The organism is Planktothricoides raciborskii GIHE-MW2, assembly GCF_040564635.1.
GTDB classification, from domain to species: Bacteria; Cyanobacteriota; Cyanobacteriia; order Cyanobacteriales; family Laspinemataceae; genus Planktothricoides; species Planktothricoides raciborskii.
The window spans coordinates 745609-768308 of record NZ_CP159837.1 but is presented as its reverse complement, the minus strand read 5'-3'; the positions used below and the strand labels follow the sequence as shown (position 1 = coordinate 768308).

The 22700-nt window shown below is 45.8% G+C and carries 21 protein-coding genes and 1 tRNA gene; 4 read left to right on the top strand and 18 right to left on the bottom strand.

Going from position 1 to position 22700, the window contains the following annotated elements; translation table 11 throughout:
- Positions 1 to 4: 4 nt before the first annotated feature.
- From ABWT76_RS03090 to petB, 3 genes are all read right to left on the bottom strand, one after another.
- A complete protein-coding gene (locus tag ABWT76_RS03090; protein ID WP_054468908.1) occupies positions 5 to 1180 on the bottom strand; it encodes a glycosyltransferase in 1176 nt (391 codons plus the stop codon).
- A 274-nt stretch (positions 1181 to 1454) separates the two neighbouring features.
- On the bottom strand, positions 1455 to 1937 hold the full coding sequence (gene petD / locus ABWT76_RS03085) for a cytochrome b6-f complex subunit IV (RefSeq protein ID WP_054468910.1): 483 nt from the start codon (positions 1935 to 1937) through the stop codon (positions 1455 to 1457).
- Between the two features lie 101 nt (positions 1938 to 2038).
- Positions 2039 to 2707 (bottom strand): cytochrome b6, encoded by a 669-nt coding sequence (gene petB / locus ABWT76_RS03080; protein ID WP_054468912.1) that lies wholly within the window; start codon positions 2705 to 2707, stop codon positions 2039 to 2041.
- A 342-nt stretch (positions 2708 to 3049) separates the two neighbouring features.
- Here petB and ctpA point away from each other — a divergent pair, with 342 nt between their 5' ends.
- Positions 3050 to 4315: a carboxyl-terminal processing protease CtpA gene (ctpA, locus tag ABWT76_RS03075; RefSeq protein WP_054468913.1), complete on the top strand. Its 1266-nt coding sequence runs from the start codon at positions 3050 to 3052 to the stop codon at positions 4313 to 4315.
- A 323-nt stretch (positions 4316 to 4638) separates the two neighbouring features.
- Entirely contained in the window at positions 4639 to 5253 is a 615-nt protein-coding gene (locus ABWT76_RS03070; RefSeq protein ID WP_054468914.1) for a CP12 domain-containing protein, read from the top strand.
- Positions 5254 to 5496: 243 nt separating this feature from the next.
- Here ABWT76_RS03070 and ABWT76_RS03065 read toward each other — a convergent pair.
- The 3 genes from ABWT76_RS03065 to hisF all read right to left on the bottom strand — a co-directional run bounded on the left by ABWT76_RS03065 (position 5497) and on the right by hisF (position 7024).
- Positions 5497 to 5569 (bottom strand) — tRNA-Ala (locus ABWT76_RS03065).
- A 163-nt stretch (positions 5570 to 5732) separates the two neighbouring features.
- Entirely contained in the window at positions 5733 to 6044 is a 312-nt protein-coding gene (locus ABWT76_RS03060; protein WP_072160879.1) for a hypothetical protein, read from the bottom strand.
- 212 nt (positions 6045 to 6256) lie between these two features.
- Positions 6257 to 7024, bottom strand: coding sequence for an imidazole glycerol phosphate synthase subunit HisF (gene hisF / locus ABWT76_RS03055; RefSeq protein WP_190878616.1), 768 nt, complete (start codon positions 7022 to 7024; stop codon positions 6257 to 6259).
- A gap of 110 nt (positions 7025 to 7134) precedes the next feature.
- On the opposite strand from hisF, the gene ABWT76_RS03050 reads away from it, so the two are divergent.
- Both ABWT76_RS03050 and ABWT76_RS03045 read left to right on the top strand, forming a co-directional pair.
- Complete coding sequence (locus ABWT76_RS03050) at positions 7135 to 7434, top strand: DUF2862 domain-containing protein (protein WP_354635617.1); 300 nt, start codon at positions 7135 to 7137, stop codon at positions 7432 to 7434.
- A 212-nt stretch (positions 7435 to 7646) separates the two neighbouring features.
- A complete protein-coding gene (locus tag ABWT76_RS03045) occupies positions 7647 to 8744 on the top strand; it encodes an ArsA family ATPase (RefSeq protein ID WP_054468916.1) in 1098 nt (365 codons plus the stop codon).
- 169 nt (positions 8745 to 8913) lie between these two features.
- Here the strand turns inward: ABWT76_RS03045 and ABWT76_RS03040 are convergent, their stop codons facing one another.
- From ABWT76_RS03040 to ABWT76_RS02985, 12 genes are all read right to left on the bottom strand, one after another.
- On the bottom strand, positions 8914 to 9513 hold the full coding sequence (locus ABWT76_RS03040) for a pentapeptide repeat-containing protein (protein WP_054468917.1): 600 nt from the start codon (positions 9511 to 9513) through the stop codon (positions 8914 to 8916).
- A 174-nt stretch (positions 9514 to 9687) separates the two neighbouring features.
- Positions 9688 to 10380 (bottom strand): hypothetical protein, encoded by a 693-nt coding sequence (locus ABWT76_RS03035; protein ID WP_054468918.1) that lies wholly within the window; start codon positions 10378 to 10380, stop codon positions 9688 to 9690.
- A gap of 369 nt (positions 10381 to 10749) precedes the next feature.
- Positions 10750 to 11934 (bottom strand): hypothetical protein, encoded by a 1185-nt coding sequence (locus ABWT76_RS03030; protein WP_054468919.1) that lies wholly within the window; start codon positions 11932 to 11934, stop codon positions 10750 to 10752.
- 331 nt (positions 11935 to 12265) lie between these two features.
- Complete coding sequence (locus ABWT76_RS03025) at positions 12266 to 12703, bottom strand: hypothetical protein (protein WP_354635616.1); 438 nt, start codon at positions 12701 to 12703, stop codon at positions 12266 to 12268.
- 354 nt (positions 12704 to 13057) lie between these two features.
- Positions 13058 to 13873 carry a DUF1822 family protein gene (locus tag ABWT76_RS03020; protein ID WP_054468921.1) on the bottom strand — a complete coding sequence of 272 codons (816 nt, stop codon included), beginning with the start codon at positions 13871 to 13873 and terminating at the stop codon, positions 13058 to 13060.
- Between the two features lie 61 nt (positions 13874 to 13934).
- On the bottom strand, positions 13935 to 14651 hold the full coding sequence (locus tag ABWT76_RS03015) for a hypothetical protein (protein ID WP_354635615.1): 717 nt from the start codon (positions 14649 to 14651) through the stop codon (positions 13935 to 13937).
- A gap of 140 nt (positions 14652 to 14791) precedes the next feature.
- Positions 14792 to 15205 (bottom strand): putative toxin-antitoxin system toxin component, PIN family, encoded by a 414-nt coding sequence (locus ABWT76_RS03010; RefSeq protein WP_354635614.1) that lies wholly within the window; start codon positions 15203 to 15205, stop codon positions 14792 to 14794.
- Entirely contained in the window at positions 15195 to 15422 is a 228-nt protein-coding gene (locus tag ABWT76_RS03005; protein ID WP_354635613.1) for a hypothetical protein, read from the bottom strand. Before ABWT76_RS03005 ends, ABWT76_RS03010 begins: the two co-directional genes overlap by 11 nt.
- 236 nt (positions 15423 to 15658) lie before the next feature.
- A complete protein-coding gene (locus tag ABWT76_RS03000; protein WP_354635612.1) occupies positions 15659 to 19645 on the bottom strand; it encodes a CHAT domain-containing protein in 3987 nt (1328 codons plus the stop codon).
- Between the two features lie 354 nt (positions 19646 to 19999).
- A complete protein-coding gene (locus ABWT76_RS02995) occupies positions 20000 to 20494 on the bottom strand; it encodes a hypothetical protein (protein ID WP_354635611.1) in 495 nt (164 codons plus the stop codon).
- A gap of 522 nt (positions 20495 to 21016) precedes the next feature.
- A complete protein-coding gene (gene hetL, locus ABWT76_RS02990) occupies positions 21017 to 21730 on the bottom strand; it encodes a heterocyst differentiation pentapeptide repeat protein HetL (RefSeq protein ID WP_054468400.1) in 714 nt (237 codons plus the stop codon).
- Between the two features lie 285 nt (positions 21731 to 22015).
- The gene (locus ABWT76_RS02985) at positions 22016 to 22165 is read right to left on the bottom strand and encodes an isochorismate synthase (protein ID WP_072160858.1); all 150 of its coding nucleotides are present in this window, start codon (positions 22163 to 22165) and stop codon (positions 22016 to 22018) included.
- Positions 22166 to 22700: the final 535 nt, after the last annotated feature.

Sequence of the window (22700 nt, the reverse complement as noted above, 5' to 3'; positions counted from 1 at the left end):
TATCCTACTGTTCAAATTGCATAAGTTGCCGCAGACGTTGGGTGAAGGCATCCGTACCAAATTTGTCTTGAGTCTGCTCTCGCAACCAAGCCCCATTGCAACGAGGGTCATGGCCTTGGAGAATTTCAATACAAGCATTGGCGACCGCTTCTGGGTCTCGGTGCGGCACTTGCCAACCGACTCGACCATCTTGCAGGGGATCGGCGGAACCGTCATCTTTTCCTGCAACCACGGGGACTCCAGAGGCCATCGCCTCTAGATACACAATGCCAAAGCCTTCTTGGGAGGGCATGACATATGCATCCGCCACCCGGTAATGGGCGGGTAAGTCCGCCGTGGGGACAAAACCGGCAAAGACTACGCGATCGCTCACTCCCAGATCCAGCGCTAATTGAGCCAGTCGCGGTTGGTCATCCCCCCGACCGATGACTAAATACTTGACATTTTGAATAATTTGTGCTATGCGCGGTAAGGCGCGAATGGTGACATCGACGCCTTTATAGATATCTCCCGGCCATAAACGAGCGACGGTCATCAACACCTTAGCGTCGGCGAGATCGTAGCGTTGGATTAAGTCTAGTGGCTTTGGGCCGGGGCGAAATAGATCGCAATTCACCGCACAGGGCAATATTTGAAATTTCGCTGGATCCAGTTGGTTCACTTCACAAGCGCGATCGCGGCTGTAGCGACTAATCGTCCAAATCGCCGCTGCTTGTTGTAATGCTTTTTGGTAAGGAGGGGTTAAGGGTTCCCAAACCTCTTTGCCATAAGTCAGGATAATATAAGGAATTCCCAAAGGTTGACACAACCACTGCACCAAGGGCGCTAAGTTAATATGACCGCAAAAGACCCGCTGGGGACGACCCGAAAAAAATGCCGCCAGCAGATTTAGAGCCAGCCTGCCCGAAAGCCGCAGCCGTCCCAAAGCTGGAGGCTGAGTATAGAGATAGTGGAATTTCATCACCGACTGGCTGGCTAAGGGATTTTCACAATCCGGGCGATCGCGCAACAAAAATACCTCGGCCTTAAGGGGTTCTGGGTTTCCCTGGTTATACTCAGAAACCAGTGCAATATATGTTTTGAGAATATCTTTCACATAAGATTGAATCCCCCCCTCTAAGCCAAAAATTTCCAAAAACACGAACCGATCATTTTTTGAAATTGCCTCTGAAGTTGCCACAGTCTGCTTACTCCCATCCTTTGATTCCTGCTGAGAACTTATTTGGAGACGCTTTTGCTGAGTCCTGCTTCTGTGATTATCCCTTACCACTGCCGGTTATGGCTTTCAGGATTCTATAGACTGAAATCCCTAAATTTCAAATAATCATCACAAATAATATCGCAAATAATATAGACGCCCGTGTGAGTATCTCAGAAAAACAAAGTCTGAAAACCACACAGGCGTCTGAATGAATCTGAATAAAATACTCTGAACTGAATATTAAAAGACCGATTTAGAACAGTCCCAAAGTCAGAGATTTATCGAGCGGGAATACAGCACCAATACCCAACCACAGAGTCACGAATGTGCCAAATAAGAACACAGTCATGGCCACTGGACGACGGAAGGGGTTTTGGAATTTATTGATGCTTTCAATAAAAGGCACTGACATCAAACCCAGAGGAATTCCACCCATGATGGCAATTCCCAGAAGTTTGTTGGGGATAACGCGCAGGATTTGGAACACAGGCCACAAATACCATTCCGGCAGAATTTCTAACGGAGTGGCAAAGGGATCCGCAGGTTCTCCAACCACAGCGGGGTCAAGAACTGCTAAACCTACCATCAGGGCAATGGTGCCCAGAATGCAGACGGGGAAGATATAAAGCAGGTCATTTGGCCAAGCGGGTTCACCATAATAGTTGTGACCCATGCCTTTGGCCAGTTTAGCTCGAAGTGCTGGATCGCTCAGATCCGGTTTTTTTAGGATTGACATCGTTACAATTCCTCTCTTGCTGATAGATCGGCAGATATGATTAATTCTGCCAAAAAGGTAATCCCAATCGTCACAATTAGAAAAAGTTGTGGATTAACTTTTTACAATGGACCAGAGATACCTTGTTTGCGAATCATTAAGAAGTGCAGCAGCATGAATACTGCCAGCAGCCAAGGCAGCACGAAGGTGTGCAGGCTGTAGTAACGAGTCAGAGTTCCTTGACCAACACTGGTGCCACCCCGGAGGAGTTCCACAATGGTAGAACCGACCACGGGAATTGCTTCAGGAACGCCGGAAACGATTTTCACCGCCCAATAACCGATTTGGTCCCAAGGCAGGGAATAGCCGGTTACACCAAAAGAGACGGTAATTACGGCCATAATCACGCCAGTCACCCAGGTGAGTTCACGGGGTTTCTTGAAACCGCCGGTGAGGTAAACCCGGAAAATGTGCAGAATCATCATCAGCACCATCATGCTGGCAGACCAGCGGTGGATGGAGCGGATCAGCCAGCCAAAGTTCACCTCAGTCATAATGTATTGCACGGAGGCAAAGGCTTCGGTGACGGTTGGCTTATAGTAGAAGGTCATGGCAAATCCAGTGGCAAACTGGATTAAAAAGCAAACTAGGGTAATCCCGCCGAGGCAGTAAAAGATATTTACATGGGGGGGGACGTACTTGCTGCTGATATCATCAGAGATCGCCTGGATTTCTAGGCGCTCTTGAAACCACTGGTAGGTTTTTGAGTTTGTGACTTCCTTGGAAAACATTTAACAAGCGAAGGAGTTGAATTTATTCCCGTTCCTCAAGAATGTAACATATTTTAAAGAAAAATTTATCAAAGAGATTTGGTCACTTGTCCCGCCTGAGAGGATGTGGGATTTGAGTCGATCTGACAGCTATAGGGGCGATCGCATTACCCCTCTAGCAATGACCCCAGGAGTAGATTCCCCTGTGGAGGGGGTAGGGAGATAAAGCTAAAAGGTTTGTCGCCAAGGGATGCAGACGGCGGAACATATCCCGATTTCTTTGGGGAGAGTCTGGACGATTACTCCGGGCAGCCATTGCTGGCATATTAGTTAAGTTGTGAAAACAATTAAATTATCTTGATTATGAGCAAACGAGTTTTCTGGGTTGGGCTGTTACTGTTGGTGCAACTGGTTTTCACCAGTTTTTGGGGAACGCCATCGGCAGCGGCGTTAACGGACGAGCAAAAGTTATTTAATCAAGCGTGGGGGATTTTGAACCGCGCTTATGTGGATGAGTCGTTTAATCATCAAAATTGGTGGTTAATTCGCCAAAAGGCATTGAAGAAGCCTTTGCGCGATCGCGAGGAGTCTTATGGGGCGATTCAAGAAATGCTGGCTAGTCTGGATGACCCGTTTACTCGATTTTTGCCCCCTGAGCAGTATCGCAGTTTACGGGTGAATACTTCCGGGGAACTGACCGGGGTGGGTTTGCAAATTGCCCTGGATGAGCAGGGAAATATCGAGGTGATTGCGCCGATTTCTGGATCCCCGGCAGAGGCAGCGGGATTGCAACCCCGCGATCGCATTCTTCAAATCGATGGCTTGTCTACTTTGGGCCTGTCTTTGGATGAAGCGGCGCAACGGATGCGGGGTAAGGTGGGAACTACGGTGATTCTGACGATTCAACACTACAGCGACCAAAGCATTGAAGATATTGCCATTGTGCGCGATCGCATTGAACTGAACCCCGTCGTGGCTGAACTGAAAGCCACCGAGAACATTAATGTGGGCTATATTCGTTTAACTCAATTTAATGCCAACGCCACCGCAGAAGTGACTAAGGCGATTAATGATTTGGAAGCAAAAGGGGCAGATGCTTATATTCTGGATTTACGCAACAATCCAGGGGGACTGCTGCAAGCGGGGATCGAAATTGCCCGGTTGTGGCTGAAAGAAGGTGCGATCGTCTACACCGTCAATCGCCAAGGCATTCTCGACAGTTTTGAAGCTACGGAAACAGAATTAACCGACGATCCACTGGTGGTGTTAGTCAACCAGGGAACTGCCAGCGCCAGCGAGATTCTGGCTGGTGCCTTACAGGATAATGGTCGCGCTGTGCTCGTGGGGGAAAAAACCTTTGGCAAAGGCTTGATTCAGTCCTTATTTGACTTGTTTGATGGCTCTGGATTGGCCGTCACCGTGGCCAAATATGAGACCCCCAATCATCGCGATATTCATAAGTTAGGGATTACGCCAGATTATGTGGTTCCCCTTGATGCCCTGACTCGTCAGCAAGTGGCGACGGCAGCAGACCCACAATATCAAGCTGCGATCGATCTACTGGCTAAACAGGTGATGTTGGGCGATCGCGCTTCTAGCGGGAGAATGCGGCTTAGTATCGCTAATTGACAATTGACAATAACTAATTAATAATTGATAATTAATTAGTTATTGTCAATTATTAACTTTTCTTTACAAAATAAAATATAAATTTACGAAAAATTGGTGGTTTTTTAAGGAAAAAATGAGCCAAATTGATTTATAGAAGACCGGGTAATGGCAGGCTAAAATTAAAAGTTAAAATTCAAATGTAACAATTTGCGATTCCGCGATAGCGGACGCTCTTGCGAATCGCCGATAATTTTAGCCTAAATTTTAACAAGAGCAACTAACAAGAGCACCGAATAGGTTTAATATAGGAATAAAGAAATAATTAGAAAAAGGCGATCGCCATGATGAAAGCTGGAGAAATTATGACCAAAGATGTGGTGACCATTCGGGGGTCAGCCACAGTTGCCGATGCAGTCAAGCTGATGAAAGAAAAAAGCTTACGCGCCTTGATTGTACAACGTCGTCACGATCAAGATTCTTACGGAATTGTCACCGAAACCGACATTGTATATAAAGTTGCTGCATTTGGGAAAGATCCGAAAAAACTTCGGGTCTATGAAATTATGACCAAACCCTGCATTGTGGTTAATCCCGAACTGGGAGTGGAATATGTGGCGCGGTTATTTGCTAATACGGGAATTCGCCGCGCTCCAGTGATTAAAGGCAGCCTTCTCGGCATTATATCCGTGACAGATATTCTCACCAAGAGTCAATTTGTTGAGAAACCGCAAGAAACGGTGATGCAAACTGAAATCCAAAAAGCCATTGAAGAAGCACGGGCAATTTGTGCCGCTAAAGGCGCCAGTTCTAAAGAATGTGCTGCCGCTTGGGATATTGTAGAAGAACTTCAAGCTGAAGCGGCACATCAACAAGCCAAAAAACCCCCACAAAGTGCCTTTGAACAATACTGCGAGGACAATCCAGAAGCGGTAGAAGCGCGGATTTATGAGTCTTAATTTCTGGTTAATCTGATTTCTGGTCTCAATTGTTTGACTAGAAATTGATGGTAGGGGCAATTGATGAATTGCCCCTATCCGCATTATGAGCGATTCCGCGTGCATATCCGATTCCTTACGGGAATCGCCACATTGACCGGCTGAACTACCAAGACTCATCTCATGGCAAATAAAAATTGCCTTAATTTATGTCGATCGCTGGATCAATTAAGGCACTTTTTATTTGATTGATTATTTGCGGAATGGAGCTAAGCGGACTCGAACCGCTGGCCCCCTCAATGCCATTGAGGTGCTCTACCAACTGAGCTATAGCCCCCGACTGCCTTATATATAATCTCCTAATTACTCCTATTTTGTCAAGTGTTTTGTCAAAAATTTTTTGGGGATGGGTGAACGAGTCTGACAAAATCCCAATCTATAAAAGGCTCAAACCTAAGCGGAGATATAGTTTCAGCCCATAAATTACCCGTAACGCCGCCCTAGGGGATAGAGATCAAGTCCGCGTCTACCACTTGGTAGTATTCCGTTAACCCCGGTTCCGCTTGGGCAGTGACGATCGCTGAATTCATGGGGTCAGGATATTGACTAAATTCGGCAGAGTATTCGGCCATCCGATTTAAATACACCATGCAATCCCCGACGAGGAAGTAAACGGCCAGCATCGCCGCTGCCGCCATCGCCACGAGAGTCCCTGCCAAGATTAAGGAGGACTCCTGACGGTCAAAGGCTTCTTGCATCAGATGCAGTGACCAGGCAACCAAAGCGACGATAAAAATGAGGATCAAAAACATAACTTTACATATATCGGCTATTTATATGAAGCATTGTAACAGTTCGTTAAAAAAATGAGGTATTGTTCGGCAAAAATTAATTATTGGACTAGAAATCGGTCAATTTTTCGATAAAATGATTGATCGGGAATCGGTGAGTTGCATATAACCAACTATAAATAAGGGGCGTTTCGGTAAACGCCCCTACAAGAAAATGATTTACTTAGGGATGATTATCGACGCACGGGGACATGGTGTTCGGCTAAGTAATTTTTAATTTCGGCAACGGAGAGTTGACCGTAGTGCAGTAATGATGCCAGGAGTGCGGCTTCGGATTTACCCTCTGTGAGGGCTTCGTAAATATGTTGGCAGTTGCCTGCCCCACCAGAGGCAATCACGGGAATTTCTACTTGTTCGGCAATGGTGCGAGTGAGTTCTAAGTCATAGCCCGCTTGGGTGCCATCGGCATCCATGCTGGTGACGAGGAGTTCCCCGGCGCCCCGCTGGGTGACTTCTTTGGCCCAGGCGATCGCGTCAATGCCGGTATTTTCCCGCCCCCCACGGACATAGACATCCCAGCCCGGATTGTTGAGGTCCGTGCGCCGACGGGCATCGATCGCCACTACGATGCATTGATTGCCAAAGCGATCGCTGGCCCGGTTGACAAAATCTGGATCGCGTACCGCTGATGAGTTAATGCTGACTTTATCGGCGCCCGCCCGTAACAGTTGTTTAATGGTATCTAAGGATTGAATTCCTCCGCCCACGGTGAGGGGGATAAATACTTGTTCCGCTGTGCGATACACCACATCAATAATGATGTCGCGGTCTTCATGGGTGGCGGTGATGTCCAAAAAAACCAATTCATCGGCCCCGGCATCATTGTAAACTTTGGCCAATTCTACCGGGTCGCCCGCGTCTTGGAGGTTGACAAAGTTGACTCCTTTAACAACGCGACCGGCTTTGACATCTAAACAAGGCAAGATTCTTTTCGCAAGCATGGTAATTCTCAGTAGTGATGGTCGATAATTGCGATCGCAGCGGGTTTCAAATTACATGATTTTTCTACCACCGGCTGCGATCCAGTCTAATTGTCTCACTGGGAGAATCTATGGGATGCGATTCCGCGAGCGATCGGATCGCAGTTGCGCGAATCGCTGATAAACTGTGGAATGATTCACCCAAGATAATTACAGGAATTACAGTTGCAATGAAAATCGGACAAAAGGTAAAAGTCCTCCGTCTCAGACAAAAGATGGCCGCTGATGTTATTGAAAAAATCAAGCAAAATCCGATGGGCACCGTTAAGGATTTCAAAATGACTGACGGCAGCGGTGTCGGCGTAGTGGTTGATTTTGGCAACGGCGTTTCCACTTGGTTTTTTGAAGACGAAGTGCAAGTGGTGCAATAGTTCCAAACCCATCCAGATCCATGCGAAGAGAGGAAAGAGGTGAACCATGAAAGAGGAAAGAGGAAAATTCTCTCTCCTCTCTCATTAGAACCTCTCTCCTCGTTTTGGGGGTTTGGGGGGCGCGATTTAATTCGTGTCAGTCATGCCAAATCCGCCGATAAAGATTAATATTGAACGTCAAATAGCAAGCAAGAAGCTACAACCAGAAACTTATGGCTTTGATTTTGACGTTTTTAGGTAAGGGTGGGACAGGGAAAACCACAATGGCGATCGCCGCTGCCCGGAGTTTGGCCGCCCAAGGCAAGCGGGTGCTGCTCGCGAGTCAAGATACTAGCCCAACATTTGGGCTAATTCTAGGTCAGACCGTTGGCCCAGATCCACAAGAAATTGCCCCGAAGTTGAAGGCAGTGCAGTTGGAGTCAGCGGTACTCCTAGATCGGAGTTGGGAACAGTTGAAAAAACTGGAAGCGGAATATGTCCGCACTCCTTTTTTTAAAGAAGTTTATGGTCAAGAACTCGGTGTTTTACCGGGGATGGATAGCGCCTTAGCCTTGAATGCGATTCGCGAGTATGATGCAGCGGGTGATTATGATGCGATCGTCTATGATGGCAGCGGCGATAAGCATACCCTGCGGATGTTGGGGATGCCAGAAATTCTCAGTTGGTATTTGCGCCGTTTTAAGGATGTGTTGGCGCAGTCGGATCTCGGTAAAGCCTTGTCACCCTTTGTCCAACCTGTCACCAGTGCGGTTTTTAACGTGAGTTGGAGTAGTGATGATATTGGCGGTAAGCCAGCCCAGGAAGTGAATAACCTGCTGGATCGAGGGAAAACGGCGGTATCCGATCCCCAGCGGGTCGTGGCTTATTTGGTGACGACTCAGGATAAAACTGCCATAGCTACCGCCCGTTATTTGTGGGGCAGCGCCCAACAAGTCGGTTTAACGGTGGCTGGGGTGCTGGCAAACCAAGCATCCGTTAGCGAAGAATTAAAAGCTGAATTTGCCCCCTTGGATCTGGCAGCAATCCCCCAGCGGTCTGGGGATGATTGGCAAGGTGCGATCGCGGCTTTACCGGATTTCACCAAAGCCACACAAGCCCCTCGTTCGGTAGAAATTGACGTGGTATCGGGGACAGTCCGGTTATATTTGCCCACTTTTGATAAAAAGCAGGTCAAACTATTACAATATGGCCCGGAAGTTACCATTGAAGCAGGCGATCAACGGCGCAATATTTTCCTACCTAATCAGTTGCGAGGTAAACCCGTTAAAGGCGCTAAATTCCAAAATGGCTATTTGATTATTTCTTTTTAGGAAATAATTGTGGCACATAGAATCACATATTTTTTGGCAAGTCAAGGATAGAGGATAGAGTAAAGAGGATAGAGTAAAGAGGATAGATTAAAGAGGAAATAGTAAAGAGTAAAATTCTCTTTCCTTTCTCCTCTCTCCTCTCTCCTCTCTCCTCTCTCCTCTCTCCTCTTTACTCTCCGAAGTAAAATCCAGGTTTTGTTTTTTGAATAATTCGCGATCCTACGGATAAGCGTAACATTTTTAAGTCTATATTGTCGCGGCTAGAATGCTCAAAGTTTGCCCCTTCTAAGTTAGCCCCGGAAAGGTTAACTCCGGTTAAATTGGTGCGGTAAAGATTTGCCCCTCTCAGGTTAGTCCAGGTTAAGTTAGCGCTAGTTAAATCGGCGCGGCTAAAATTAACATTTATGGCATGGCAATGGCTAAGGTTTGCCCCGCATAAGCTGATTTCAAATAAGTTGGCTCCGTTTAGTAAACTACCAGTAAAGTTGCTGCGATCGCATTTGGTGCGGCTAAAGTTAGCATTGATTAAACAAGCATAACTTAAATCGCTATCTTGTAAGATACTATCGGTTAATACCAAGTTACTTAAATCCAATTCCCGTAAATCAACCTTGGATAATAATAAGTTATTGAATTGGCGATCGCCCTTTTCTAACCGTTCGCGAAATTCCCGCCCATTCATGGTAGTTTTAAGCGGTTGATGATTGTCAGTTTTATCGTAATGGGCGCTATAATTACCATTAAAGAACGCCTTAAATAAGTCAAACATAATTAATCCTCTCTGGTTATTTAGTAAGCTGTTTTGATTTTTTTAGGATATATTCAGAATGTAGGGGCAAAGCATTCACGTCAAAATATTGATTAGGATCGATAACCTGAAATCGCGAATGCTTTGTCCTTGCCGCAATGAATTTACAACCTATTTTTTGGGTGCTAGATTGGTTTAGCCATCCGACAGCGAACCTAACATTTGTGGAACTTTACGAGTAATGTTTTCTCGCAACCTAGGCAACAATGCCATTGCCGTGTAATAAAGGTCATTAATTACATCTAAAATAGTGTTAAGTTGTAGATGAACATAATCATTTTGCTTGCCCATAATGGTCAGACTTTGGGGGAGTAAATGTTCCCGAAGATACGCTAAGTCATAGCGCAAATCATTGACTCGTTTGATGGTGTCCATATAACAAGGAGCAAACCCTTCTTTAACTCCCGGTTCTTCTGGGTCGGGATGGTTACGCCCGATCGCCATTAATTTATCCAAATATTCGCCTATTTCGGTTAAATTTTGGATTAAATTTAAGCCTTTTTCAGGTTGAAAAATTGGCTGGATATTACTATTAAACTCTGCGGCAACCAAAATAGTTAAATTCTGGGCAATAGTTGGCAAATTTGCCTCTATTTCCGCTAAATCTGCTAATAAAATCCGGGCTTCTTTTGGTGTGATTAATTGTCCTTGCCGTGCGAGTCGGGCGATTTCGATTAACTGAGGCAAAGTTTGACATTGCCCCGTCTGACGATATTGGGCAATAAATCGGCGCAAAAGACTGCGATCGCTCACTGTTTCCTGGATTGAATTAGAATCAACTAGATGCAGGAGGTTACGGTTTTGGTCTGGTTGGTTATAGTCTTGCATGGAATACCTCTCCTTTGGTTGATTTCTGTTAAATGGCTGTTAAATTAATTACGGAATAGCCACTAATTTTTATGCAAACTGGGGTGTAGGGTGTAGGGTGTAGGGTGTAGGGTGTAGGGGAAGAGAGGAAAGAGGATGCATAGGAAAGAGGAAAGAGGATGCATAGGAAAGAGGAAAGAGGAGAGAGGAAAGAGGATGCATAGGAAAGAGGAAAGAGGATGCATAGGAAAGAGGATGCATAGGAAAGAGGATGCATAGGAAAATTCTCTATTCTCTTTTCTCTATTCTCTTTTCTCTCTTCCCCCCACACCGATGGCGGCCGATGGCGGCTTCCCACACCCCGATCGCCGCCCCACACCCTTGAAAAAACTAATCCTCGGCTGCCCGAATTAAATCCTCTAAATAAGTAATCAATGCTTCTCCTACCGCATCATCTCTGGACATGGCTGTATCTTCCCGTTCAGCATGGGCAAGAGTCATCCAACAAGCGGCGCCGCTGGTGACAACAGAAAGAACCAGGAAAAACAAGGGAAATCCTAGTCCGGCAATATCTAATCGCATCAGTTTATCGTTAAGATTAAGGGCGGCAAGGCGGATGGTTTCGGTGCCCGATCGCAGTTCGTAATTTTCATCAAAATGGCGGGTAAATAATTGAGGCATTTGGTCTTGGAGAAATAAGACATCATCCCCTAATTCTTGCCGTTTAGCTAATTTTTTCTGCCAATCTTGTTTGGCTTGGGCTTTGATTTTCCCGGCTTCCTGTTCTAAGCGCAAAACCCGCTGTTCTAAGGATAAATTTTCCGTGGAAACTTGACTCCAACTCCGACTGCGATCGCTCCAGGCACCGAATAAGCGCACATAAAAAGTATCCCAGTTAGCTGCACTGCGATCCATAGCTTTAAACTCCCGTAAAGCCGCTGCATATTCGGCGCGGGCACTTTCTAAAGCCTCGCTAGTCACCGACATATTTTCCAGATTTTCTGTTTGCTGGGCAATCAACAAACTAGCTTTTAATCGGCTAAGTTCCGGGCGATTATTCATCGCTTCGCAGCCTACCCCAGCGGCGATCGATTGGAGGATACTCATAGAAATCATCCCAGCAGCCCCAGCACGAGCCCAGGCACGGTTGCCGTATTTTCGTCCGGCTACAGCGGTGCCATTATCGTTGGTAAATTTAACGATTAGCACATTCAGAATTACGCTAGAAATAATCGCGACTCCGTTGCCAAAATCTTTAAAAGCAAAGAATAAAATTGGTTGATTTGTGATCCCATTAAGGAGGCTACCAATACTCACCACGCGGGCAGTCAGGCGAGAATGTTCCACTAACTCATCGGTCGCGTAATTTTTGCCATAAAATTCATCAGGATTGGCAAATACCAGGTTTTTTAGAAAATTACATCCTCCCATAATTTTTTGGAATGCCAATTTCCATCCCGTTGGTTTTGGGGGGATTTCTAGCAGTTCGGGATGATGTTCGCGGATGGTTTCAGCAGCTTGTTTGGCTTCTTCCTTCGGGTCAGGAATTTGATAAAATGTGAGTGGGTTAGTCATCGGTTTTGCTTCCTTTTATAATCACTGCTTTTAATGACTGCGTGGTGTTGATACCCCCAACCACCCTGCAAAAGGGAGGCTTAAATGAGGCTTATGTCTTGGGTCTTAAAGGATTAACGATTGTGGGGAAGTTTTTTATGCAAATTATTTCTCGTTCCCGTATTTCTCGTTATTTCTCGTTCCCAGGCAGAGCCTGGGAATGCCATTCTAGAGGCTCTGCCTCGTGATTTTGTTGAGTTTCCTGGGGTCAAACCAACCTACAATTTTGCTGAAAAAGACAAGAGGCGCAAGCCGCCGCGCCCCTGCCCACCTGAGAGGAGATTTAAATCAATTAGCCGGTGGGAATGATTAACATGGCATCGTTGATCGAGAGATCCATCGCGATCGCCTGTTCTCCCAGGGCTTGACCCATGCGATAGGACTCTCGCAGCATCGCGTCAAGATGTCGGTGCAACACATCACCAGTCATAAAAGATTTAACCAGCAGAACTGGTTCCGTAACCCAAGTTTGAGTCACTGGATTCCACCAACTGCCATGAGAAAAAGTCGTATTGTTCCCCCCAGCCGGTAGAGTTAATTTCTTGATAAAGGGTTTTGCTTGGGCATATTTACAAGTGGGAATATGCCAGTGGACGGCGTAGGGTAAGGTATTAGCAGGTACTTGAGAAGAGGCGATCGCCTGGAGTACCACCGGAAGTAACGGAGACGAGCCGTTTGGGGCGGTCATGGCGGGAATAACATTGGGAAAAATATTAGCAATATGGTCCATTTTTTTGTCCTCTTGCCCTTATATAGGTTATATAGGTATAGATATTTGATTTTTGCTGCTATATAATCAACTTACTTTGGAGCAATTTTTATGCAAACTTGCCAACCGTCTGTTGTCAGGCATAAAAAAACGCTCTAGGTTTCTCCTAAAGCGTTAACGGTCAATTGGGGAAAATTTATGCAAATTACGCAAATATAGTTGTCTCAACTGCACTCAGAACAACTAAGTAGGTGGGCAGAAATAAATGCACTACAGACCAGATCGGGAGAAAAACTGTCATTCCCGCGCAGGCGGGAATCCACAGCCTATCGGCGGGGAACGAAAAGTGCAATTAATTATGTTCACCTACTTATATTACTTCTGGTTATCTCGCAAAGACCGGAATAATCCCCCAATAATCTGGCGCAACTCCTGCCGCTTGCTATCTGTTGCATCTTCTCGACTCATCACTAATTCTTTGCTTGATTCTACTGCCGCAAATTGACCTATCAATGCTTCAATTTCTTGGGCAGCAGATTCAATTTGCCAGACTGCCTCATTTTCTAATAATAGAGCGCGTTCTAATTGGGCGATAATTGCTTGGCGGTTTTCCGTAAACCATTCTTCCCCAAGATTTTTTAGCCAATCATAATTTTTTAACGGTTCCCAGATATCTTTTTCTGCTTTTTCTGCTATATTTTTAGCATGATCTAATAAATCCAAGAGTTGATCCGCTGGCAATAAGTTATCGCGATCGATACTTAATTCGGGAAATTCTATTTCTAAGGCTGGGGTAAACCCAACGATCGCCCCCCAGGTATTTTCGGGATTTATTTCTACCGCAATATAAGCTATGCGATCGCTCATCACTGCTTGTTCGGGAATTTCCAAAGTTTCCGCCGACTCAGCTATCGGAATACATTCAACTATTCCTAAAGATATTTCGCCTTCTTTTATTTCTAAATCCGCTAACTCGGTTAGGGCTTGTAAAGCTAAATTCCAGGCGCTACTTTGGGTATAATCGGATTGGTAATTATAGCGATCAAGATAGCGGGACACCACCCAAACCGCGATCGCTCTTTGCTTGACGGCTTCAGCGCGTTCTGGCTGCATTTGTCGGGCAAACCCTTCACAAAGCTGACGCGGAACTGAAGGAATGGGAACTAATTGACCAAATTGTTGAATATTCATAATTATCCTTTTTTCTCCTAATTAAACATTTGTTATATTCTGTTATATTCTCCGAGGGTTTTTAAATCTCATCTTTCAAGCGATCGCCTATTTTTCTCAATAAAGGTTTGAGAGTTTTCGACCAGGCGCTATTCATCACTCCAGGAGGAACATTGAAATGTTCTGCCAGGATTTTAAGTGTCCATTCTTCACCACGGGAAGTGCGATCGCATATTTCTAATAAAGCAGCTTGGGCAGTAATTGGCGGTGGTGGCTTTTTGCGGACAAAACTATTACGATATATTCCCTCAGCATCTTGTTGAATAATTTCCCGGACTTGATATAACCAGGATGTTTTATCATCTTCTGACGCTGCAACATCATCGGCAACATCATCCATATTCAGAGGTTCACCTGTGCGAGAATCAATCGGATTAGGATTAATTAACTTTTGCTCTTTTTGCTGATTTCTTAATAAATCTAAATATGCCCCTTCGCAGCGTTGACTCCAAAGGGAAATGGGGCTGGCATTACCTTTATCTGGATCGTAAATATCTCCACGCTCCAATTTGCCATAGATTTTACGAGTAATGTACTCCCAAGCAGTTTGCGCCGCTTCTATATATAAAGGATCGTGGCGGTATTTTGGCGGCATTCCCGGCCAAAAACACTTTTCTGACGCTTTTGCCATCATATCCATGCCCTTCCGTTGCAGTCGCAAACGCTCTTTTTTCGATTTTGCCCGCAACGCTTGCCGGAAAATCTCCTTTAGTTCCTCATGGGGACAGTGTTCGGTCACTTCGCACCTCCTCAATGCTGACTTTGAGAAGATTATCGCTGATTTGAGCCATATTGTGAACCACTTTCGGCACAAAGGACACGAAAAAGAAATTCCTTTGTGGTCTTTGTGTCTTTGTGGTGAAGCCCTACCTAGCAAATTTACCTAGCTAACCTATCAACAAACCTATCTGGAGTCAAAATTTCTATGGATTGAAAAGGATTTAACTCCAATAAATCCAAATCGCCCGTAATTATGATATTGGCATGGCCACTAACAGCCAATTCTAAAAATTTATTATCTTTTTCATCTCGGCAAACAGCGATTGTTTCGGTGACATTTACTAACAGAGATACAGCGATAAATTTTTGCAGAAATATTTCTTTTTCTGCTCGCTCAAGATACTTATCAAACTTGGGACGATTCAGAACTCGCTCTAGTTCCTTTAAAGTAGCTTCAGAATATAAAATTATTCCTTGCCTTTCTGCCAATTCCATCGCCCGAAACGGAACTGATGATTTAAAAAGCAAAGCACTGATTAAAACATTCGTATCGATGACAAATCTATTCGTCATTATCATCTGCCAAAATCTCTTGTAAAATTTCTGGCGTCAAGCCTCGCTGTTGTGCTTTGTCTGAAATTTCTGCCATTACCTCAGTCAAAGTTTGGCCGGATAATTTATCTCGCAAAAACAATTGAATCATATCACTCAACTGTCTTTTTACTTCTGGATTAGCCTGTTCAAAAGCCACCTTAATCTCTTCATCAACTGGAATAATGATATTGGCCATAATTTTCTCTCTAATGCTCTAATGTTTAAGGGAAGTTTTTCATGGTTAATCATTCATTTCGCCCTCTGATTATAACACAGCTTGTATTGGATGGGACGCTGGTTTGATACGTTGCACCTCCTCAATGCTAACTTTGAGAAGATTATCGCTGATTTGAGAAATTTTTTGAACCACAAAGGCACAAAGGACACGAAGAAGAAATTCCTTTGTGGTCTTTGTGTCTTTGTGGTGAAACTCTACCTCAGCCCATAACAACCCAAAGAACCCCAATGGACTGGTTCCTGAAACGGACAACCTTTATCAGCCGCATAACGTTTAATATTTTTCTCGCTATCCACAACGCGAGTTAAAAGGTTGGGGTCATAACCAGGAATAGCCTGAAGTCGGGCTTTTTCTGCTTTGAAATGCGCCTCTAATGCCTTCTGATACTTACTCTTAAACTCTGCCCCAGTCATTTCCCGCATCTCCTGTTGGGCTGCTTGCAGGGCAACTGGGCGATTTTTCCCCGCTTTGCGCTGGTTGTGGTAAAGAATAGACAGCAACGCCGCCGATAAGTCATAAATTGACCAGTGACTAGCAATGACGCCCCTTGCTCCCGCACAGAGAAAGCCGGTACTCACCGCTACGGGTTCATCTAAGGCACTATTGGGCAAAAATAACCCGGTTTCGCAGCAGGAGAGGAAAATCTCATCTAAATCTTTAAACCGCCAACCGGGAGACAGCAGTTGACTCACGGTAATGCGGCCATCACTCAGCAGCAGTCCCGACTCCTGGGGATTATCATAGCGGCTTTGGGCGTGGTGAGTGCTGACCAGGTGGGTGGTATTTTCTAGTAATTGGCGGTACTTTTGGCGGGTGGCGTCAGTACCAATGAGCCGTTTTTCCTGCCCCACCCCAAAGAATTCCGCCACTTTCGCCCCTTCAAAGCCACTACAGGGCAGGTCATTGGTGGCGTTTTCCACAATACCGTATTCTTGGGCAGTGACGGCGCTGCGGTTGTGGCAAAAACCCAGAACTTGCACGCTGGGAGCGTAGCGGAGGATGAATTTATCGCCGAAGTAGGGTGGGGAGGGTGGGGGAGTGTGGGGTGTGGGGGAGGGTGGGGGAGTGTGGGAGGTAGGGGCGCAATGCTTGCGCCCAGTGTGGGAGGTAGGGGCGCAATGCTTGCGCCCAGTGTGGGAGGTAGGGGGAGTGTGGGAGGAATCATCACCCCACCCAGCCTCCCCTTGGTAAGGGGAGGTGCCGGAGGCGGAGGGGTGAGAAACCGGCAAAGCGGCGAAGGGAATTTGATGCAGGAACAAATGGGGGATGAGAATAAGCTCATCTAAGCCTTGCAGTTGTTCCGCAATTAAACGGTCAATCTCCAAACGTCGGGACAGTTCCGCCAAAGTAGCGGACATTTGGGCTACCCATTGGGTTTTATTGCTGATATAGGGAATAACCCAAGTTTCTCCTAGCCAAAGTTGCAGAGTTTTATAGCCCTGTCCTTGGCAGGTGAAGCAAGTGGGAACCGTTTCCCCGTGACGCAGGATGAAAATATGGGTATCGTCATCAGTGGTATAGAAACTGAGGATAGCTGCACCAGGGCTATCTTGCAACAAGGGGATAAAGTCCGCTAGTTTGGGCGGTTGGACTTGGCGCAGTTTAGCTACCACTTCATCCAGGTTGCTGAGTTGGTCGAGAATGACTGCTTTTTGCTGTTCTAGTTGGGCAATGTCCTCAGAAACGGCGGTAGCAGCGCGAAGTTGACGAGTTTTACTGCCGTCGGGCTTGGTTTCCCGTGAATCATCGCTCAATTCGCCCCGTTTTTGGGCAATTTGGTCGTCCAGGTCGTTTAATTTTTGCAGATATTGGCGTACTGGTTCGGGGATATCGCCATTTTGATACAGGTCAGCGGTTGCCAGCAGGTCAACTAGGCGTTTAGCCCGGACTCGTTCCACAATTTCCAAGGCAGTGGGAATATCGTTGAGGTTGATGGCGGCTTGGATGGCGTTTTCATAGATATAGATAGACTTCTTTACCACTTCTTCCCGTTCCGCATTGCTAACTCGCTGTGTGCGACTATAGTCAACGGCTGCCATTGCTGTCTGGTAGCCTTCCAATGCCATTTGCCAGTCACCTTGCTGGAAACCCAGGTTGCCTAAAGCCCGGGCAGTCTTTAAGCATTCCACTGGTAGAAGTTGGGGGCGGAGGAATTCCAGGGCTTCTCGGTAGCAGTTGACCGCTTTCTGGCGGTTCTCCGATGGCTGTTCTCCCAATTCGGCTTGGGTTAGGTAGGCATTCCCCAGATTATTCAATGTGCCAGAAAGGTCTTTCTCCAGTTTCAACTTACGGAGAATTTTAGCCGCTTCATCGTAGGCAGCGATCGCTTTCTGGAGATTCGCCGAAGGCTGTTCTCCCAATTCGGCTTGGATACAGTAGGCAACCCCCAGACCAGTCAATGTGCTGGAAAGGTCTTTCTCCAGTCCCAACTTACGGAAAATTTTAGCCGCTTCATCACAGGCAGCGATCGCTTTCTGGAGATTCGCCGATGGCTGTTCTCCCAATTGGGCTTGGGTCAGGTAGGCACTCCCCAGATTAGTCAATGTGCTGGAAAGGTCTTTCTCCAGTTTCAACTCACGTCGAATTTTAGCCGCTTCATCGTAGAAAGCGATCGCTTTCTGGAGATTCGCCGAAGGCTGTTCTCCCAATTCGGCTTGGGTCTGGTAGGCAACCCCCAGACCAGTCAATGTGCTGGAAAGGTCTTTCTCCAGTCCCAACTTACGGCTAATTTTAGCCGCTTCATCGTAGGCTGCGATCGCTTTCTGGAGATTCGCCGATGGCTGTTCTCCCAATTGGGCTTGGGTCAGGTAGGCACTCCCCAGATTAGTCAATGTGCTGGAAAGGTCTTTCTCCAGTTTCAACTCACGGCGAATTTTAGCCGCTTCATCGTAGGCAGCGATGGCTTTCTGGAGATTCGCCGATGGCTGTTCTCCCAATTCGGCTTGGGTCAGGTAGGCAACCCCCAGATTAGTCAATGTGCTAGAAAGGTCTTCTTCCAGTCCCAACTTACGTCGAATTTTAGCCGCTTCATCGTAGGCAGCGATCGCTTTCTGGAGGTTCTCCGAAGGCTGTTCTCCCAATTGGGCTTGGGTTAGGTAGGCAACCCCCAGATTAGTCAATGTGGTAGAAAGGTCTTTTTCCAGTCCCAACTTACGGAAAATATTAGCCGCTTCATCGTAGGCAGCGATCGCTTTCTGGAGATTCGCCGATGGCTGTTCTCCCAATTCGGCTTGGTTCCGGTAGGCATTCCCCAGATTATTCAATGTGCGGGAAAGGTCTTTCTCCAGTCCCAACTTACGGCGAATTTTAGCCGCTTCATCGTAGACAGCGATCGCTTTCTGGAGATTCGCCGATGGCTGTTCTCCCAACTGGGCTTGGGTCTGGTAGGCAACCCCCAGATTAGTTAAATTTCGGGCATATTTATCGGGGACAGTCTCGCGGGGACGGGCTTCCAGAACTAAATGATAAAGACCAATAGCAACCGTGACATTTATTTCCCGATGTCCTCTAGGATACTGTTGCAGACTATTTGCCAAGTCGCCAATCAGTCCTACTACACCATCTCGCATTTCTGGTTTAGCAGTGCCGACCATTTCCAGAAAAGTCTGGGCGGCTTGGGGTAATTGGGGGTCAAGTTGTCCCCCGCGTTGGTCTAGTACCTGATAAACTGCTGTTTCGCCACCTTCATTCTCAGCTTGAAGCAAAGCCCCGAAAAAAGCTAAGGTTTTTTGATTGGTTCCTGGATTTTGAGAATTGCCAGTATCTTGTCCCGTGGCTAATACTTGCTGTAACCGTTCTTGTCCCTGTTGGGCAATTTGTACTGCCCCTCGCAACGTGCGCCAAAACTGTTTGGCGGTCAGTTCGCTATCTTCGATGGGTAAATCTGCCTGCACTCGCACTTCCCCATCTTCTGGGTCTCGTTGCCACCGCACCAGTTTATGCTGCAAACCAAAATATGCCAATGTTTCTAATGCTGCCTCATAGTGGGGATGGTCTGCGGGTACGGTCAGCAATTGCGGCAGAATAATCTTGATAAATTCCCCATTTTCTTCTACGGCAATCAATACAGCTATGTCATTTACTGATAGCAATAACCGCTGCTGTTCTGGGTCTGGCTGATATGTCCAGTCTTGCTGGTCGAGAAAGCCGCAAATTTGGGTAAATAGTTGTTGCGAGTCCATTATGTTCTCCTAAAATATGAAACACAGAGGCACAGAGGAGCACAGATAAGAGAGACCCGTGCAGCCGTTCCAGTTCCGCCTGAAGTCCCGCCAATGCCTCACTGGGTAGCATCTCTATCAACTTGTTTAGCTGACAACCCGCCTGGGGTTTAAACCCCAGGCTAATAGCTAAAGTCCTCTAAAGAGGACTGTATTCTTTGCGTGAGAATGGTAGAGAGTCGGTTTCAACCGACTTGCGCTATCAGCCAGGGATTTTAATCCCTGGCGGGTCATTGGGTCTGGTTTGAACCACAAAGGCACAAAGGACACAGAGAAGAGAGACCCGTGTTCTCTGTGTCTCTGTGGTGTAAAAATTTAATCTTCCAAAGCGGATAGCATTTCTCGTAATGCCGCTATTAACGCTTCTCTGGTCTCTAACCCTGGGTCATTGCCGGTAGCTAAGACGGCTTTTAACCGTTTCATCCCCTGTTCGGTCAAGTGAATTAACCCCGATAACAAGCGGTTAAATTGTCTCTCGGTCAATGGTGCATCTTCTAAGGCTATTCCCACACTGGTCCGCACTTCGCCGTCACTGGGGTCATATTCCCACCGCAACAGCTTCACTTCCCAGGCAATAGCTAACATGGTCTGAAAGGCCACTCCTTTATATATATGGTCTTTGATATATAGAAGCTGCGGGGCAAATAAACTAAGATATTCCCCGTTTTCCTGTAACTCAACCACGATGATAAATTGATCCACCTCGTCCGAATTCACTCCGGTAATGATGCGGTTGCGTTCCGGTTCCTGGTGGTAGCGCCAACCGCGCCGCTGTAAGAATTCCCCCACCTCTGCTAATGTTGTGGCCATAATGTTGATTCCCTTGTTGGTTGCTATTCCTTTAACGATTATCTCTGATTTTTTTATGCAAAATTCAGATAGGGTCTGGTTTGAACCACAAAGGCACAAAGGACACAAAGAAGAGAAGTCTCTGTGTCCTTTGTGCCTTTGTGGTGAAATTCCTTAAATTTAAGTTTCTACTGCTTTAACGGTTATCTCTGATTTTTTTATGCAAAATTGGGAGATGGGTTTTGGGGAAGAGGGCGAGGATGGGGGATCGCTCCGGTATGAAAGCAAGAAGTCTATTGAGTATAATTAATTTTAGTTTAATGTTTTGTTTAGTTTAATGTTGAGTTGAATTTTTAGTTTAATTCTAGTCTAATTTATTTACAACCGACTCTCTACCATAGTTTCAAATCATGTAATCATATAATTTTAGTCGGATTTATCCGCCCCCCGCATTCGCGGGGGCAGACTTTAGCGATGAGCCAATTGGGGTTTTTAATTTTCGATGGTTTTTAACCCCCAATTGGCTTATCGCTAATACCGTTTTCAATCATAAACGGTTCCATCAGGCATAATCGCCCCTTGTAAATTCGCATCTTTCAGAATTGTCCGAGTTAAATCCGCATGAGTCAAGTCAGCATTACATAAAATTGCCCCAGTTAAATCCGCATAACTCAAATCGGCGCCGCGCAAACTTGCCCCTGTTAAATCCGTTTCCCAATAGTCCGGTTCTTTGCCCACGGTCAAATTTGCCCGACAAAGTTTTGCCCCATCTAAATTCGCTTCCACCAACAAGACACCACGCAAATTGGCATAGCATAAATCCGCCCCGGTTAAAATCGCTTGGCTTAAGTCTGTGCGGTGTTCTAAGCTCGGTCGTAAATCCGTTTCAAATAAAGACGCATTCTTGAGGATTGCGCGTTGAAAATTCGCCCCACATAAACTGGCTTTACTGAAATTCGCCTCGTAACAATTTGCCCGCACCAAATAACCTCCACTCATGTCTACATCTCGGAAAATCGCCTCAGATAAATCTGCGTCACTAAAATCTGTTCCCCAGAGAATCGCTTCACTCAGGTTTGCTTTGTGGAAAATGCCATGATTAAAATGTGTTTTACCCAGTCTCGCTTGCCGTAGATCCGCTTGAGTGAAATCCAGGTTTTGTAAGTTTTGGTTCAAAATTTCCGCTTCCCGCAGGTCTACTCGGTGAAACGTCCGCTCCCCTTGAGCATATTGTTGAAGAATGTCATTAAGGTTCATATTATTCCTAGTTCAATTCTGTGAACAAAGTTATTTTACTAGGATAATGTGCTTAGGACTGATGGTATGCAGTGATTTGGCCAAAGGAACACAGCAGAGGAGCAGGGATTAGGGAAATTTTGTCATCAAACCCCAAATGTACGGGCGACCCCCACGCTCCCTGATAATCAAAGATAAAAAATCCCAAAATTCCCAAAAAATTACCCCATTCAAAGATTTATGAATGGGGAATCGATTTAGGATGGCAACAAATCTGTTGTGTAAAAGAAAAACGTTGATTTGATGTTAGTCCGCCCATTGGGTTTTTTTGCAAGGTTCTCCTTCAAATGGTTGAACACCGATTAGGGGATACATATCGTCACTGGGGGCAAAAATGCGAGCCACTGCTTCAGACAGGTATTGCATCATGTTGGAAACAGACTTAGAGATATTCATAGCCATCTCCTGACTATTTTTGGTCAATTAACTTTCATACTTTTAGGTTAAACTAAAATCTGCTTTTGTAAATAGTTTTGCAATGTTTTTTATTAGAAGTTATAAAATCTCAACACTCTGAGGCTGTATTGGGGATGAAACCGCCTAAGTCTCTGTAAAATTGCTTAGATAATTGAGGAAAATTGTTACAATTCTTTACAAATTTTCCCATGAGGACTGCCGAGGGGAAATCGATCCCAGAAGCGTTGAGGGTAATTTTTCGGCAACTTTCTGATTAAATCACTCTATGCTGGTTTTTGGCAACCTAATTTAGGATATTTGGGGAACGGGTGTAGGGTGTAGGGTGTAGGAAGTCCGCCATCGGCAGGGGGGCAGGGGTGGAACCTATTACAGATACGTAATGAGTTTAAAGATATTTTTGGTAGTTTTTACCATTTTTATACTAGAAAAAAATTAATTTTTCCATATAAATCGAGATTTATACTGGTTTGAGAAGAATTTAAGCCAAAAAAATTACCAATCAACCCTGGTTAGT

What these genes read in the sequence shown, in the direction of transcription:
- hetL (WP_054468400.1), bottom strand. Translation starts at nt 21,730, where the DNA reads ATGAACCTTAATGACATTCTTCAACAATATGCTCAAGGGGAGCGGACG.
- ABWT76_RS03020 (WP_054468921.1), bottom strand. Translation starts at nt 13,873, where the DNA reads ATGAATATTCAACAATTTGGTCAATTAGTTCCCATTCCTTCAGTTCCG.
- ABWT76_RS03035 (WP_054468918.1), bottom strand. Translation starts at nt 10,380, where the DNA reads ATGCAAGACTATAACCAACCAGACCAAAACCGTAACCTCCTGCATCTA.
- ABWT76_RS03025 (WP_354635616.1), bottom strand. Translation starts at nt 12,703, where the DNA reads ATGGACCATATTGCTAATATTTTTCCCAATGTTATTCCCGCCATGACC.
- petB (WP_054468912.1), bottom strand. Translation starts at nt 2,707, where the DNA reads ATGTTTTCCAAGGAAGTCACAAACTCAAAAACCTACCAGTGGTTTCAA.
- ABWT76_RS02985 (WP_072160858.1), bottom strand. Translation starts at nt 22,165, where the DNA reads ATGAATATCTCTAAGTCTGTTTCCAACATGATGCAATACCTGTCTGAA.
- hisF (WP_190878616.1), bottom strand. Translation starts at nt 7,024, where the DNA reads ATGCTTGCGAAAAGAATCTTGCCTTGTTTAGATGTCAAAGCCGGTCGC.
- ABWT76_RS03030 (WP_054468919.1), bottom strand. Translation starts at nt 11,934, where the DNA reads ATGACTAACCCACTCACATTTTATCAAATTCCTGACCCGAAGGAAGAA.
- ABWT76_RS03050 (WP_354635617.1), top strand. Translation starts at nt 7,135, where the DNA reads ATGGGATGCGATTCCGCGAGCGATCGGATCGCAGTTGCGCGAATCGCT.
- ABWT76_RS03000 (WP_354635612.1), bottom strand. Translation starts at nt 19,645, where the DNA reads ATGGACTCGCAACAACTATTTACCCAAATTTGCGGCTTTCTCGACCAG.
- ABWT76_RS03060 (WP_072160879.1), bottom strand. Translation starts at nt 6,044, where the DNA reads ATGTTTTTGATCCTCATTTTTATCGTCGCTTTGGTTGCCTGGTCACTG.
- ABWT76_RS03040 (WP_054468917.1), bottom strand. Translation starts at nt 9,513, where the DNA reads ATGTTTGACTTATTTAAGGCGTTCTTTAATGGTAATTATAGCGCCCAT.
- ABWT76_RS03005 (WP_354635613.1), bottom strand. Translation starts at nt 15,422, where the DNA reads ATGGCCAATATCATTATTCCAGTTGATGAAGAGATTAAGGTGGCTTTT.
- ABWT76_RS02995 (WP_354635611.1), bottom strand. Translation starts at nt 20,494, where the DNA reads ATGGCCACAACATTAGCAGAGGTGGGGGAATTCTTACAGCGGCGCGGT.
- petD (WP_054468910.1), bottom strand. Translation starts at nt 1,937, where the DNA reads ATGTCAATCCTAAAAAAACCGGATCTGAGCGATCCAGCACTTCGAGCT.
- ctpA (WP_054468913.1), top strand. Translation starts at nt 3,050, where the DNA reads ATGAGCAAACGAGTTTTCTGGGTTGGGCTGTTACTGTTGGTGCAACTG.
- ABWT76_RS03045 (WP_054468916.1), top strand. Translation starts at nt 7,647, where the DNA reads ATGGCTTTGATTTTGACGTTTTTAGGTAAGGGTGGGACAGGGAAAACC.
- ABWT76_RS03070 (WP_054468914.1), top strand. Translation starts at nt 4,639, where the DNA reads ATGATGAAAGCTGGAGAAATTATGACCAAAGATGTGGTGACCATTCGG.
- ABWT76_RS03010 (WP_354635614.1), bottom strand. Translation starts at nt 15,205, where the DNA reads ATGACGAATAGATTTGTCATCGATACGAATGTTTTAATCAGTGCTTTG.